1 protein-coding gene is annotated in these 607 nt (G+C 43.3%); it reads left to right on the top strand.

Translation table 11 applies throughout. The features are described from left to right. Positions 1-83 precede the first annotated feature (83 nt). Positions 84-607, top strand: a 524-nt coding sequence (locus ABN217_RS19720) for a tyrosine-type recombinase/integrase (RefSeq protein WP_349459926.1), incomplete at its 3' end; no start/stop codon positions are given.

Here is a 607-nt window from a genome sequence, read left to right as displayed (position 1 = left end):
CAACCCTATTGTGCGGGTACAATTGCGGGTATACACTAGTTCGATAGAATTTTGTACCCGCTTTATCTCTCAGGAAGCTCACTATGGCACTGACTGACGCTAAAATTCGGGCGGCTAAACCCGATGTGAAATCCTATAAATTAACCGATGATGCAGGTCTGCACTTATTGATTCACACCAATGGTTCTAAATACTGGCGATTACGCTATCGCCACTTAGGTAAAGAGAAAACCTTAGCCTTGGGTTTATACCCTGATGTGCCTTTATCTGAAGCAAGGCTTAAACGCGATGAAGCCAGAAAACTGATTGCTGATGGCATTGATCCCTGTGAGCAAAAACGTGTGGCTAAAACAGCTTCTGATGCTAATCTCTCTTTTGAAACCATCGCAAGACAATGGCATGCCAGCAATAAAAAATGGTCTGAATCACACAGTGAAAAGGTTTTAAAGAGTTTGGAGTCGCATGTATTCCCATACATTGGTCTACGTGATATCACTACCCTCAAAACACCTGATCTACTGATCCCTATCCGTGCAGCAGAAAGTAAAGAGATTTATGAAATAGCGGCGCGTTTACAGCAACGTATCGCTGCTGTCATGCGTTATGC

The organism is Proteus sp. fly-1067, from assembly GCF_040139345.1.
Classification (GTDB): Bacteria; Pseudomonadota; Gammaproteobacteria; order Enterobacterales; family Enterobacteriaceae; genus Proteus; species Proteus vulgaris_B.
The sequence above is the reverse complement of the archived record's forward strand: the minus strand, read 5'-3'. Positions and strand labels throughout refer to the sequence as shown.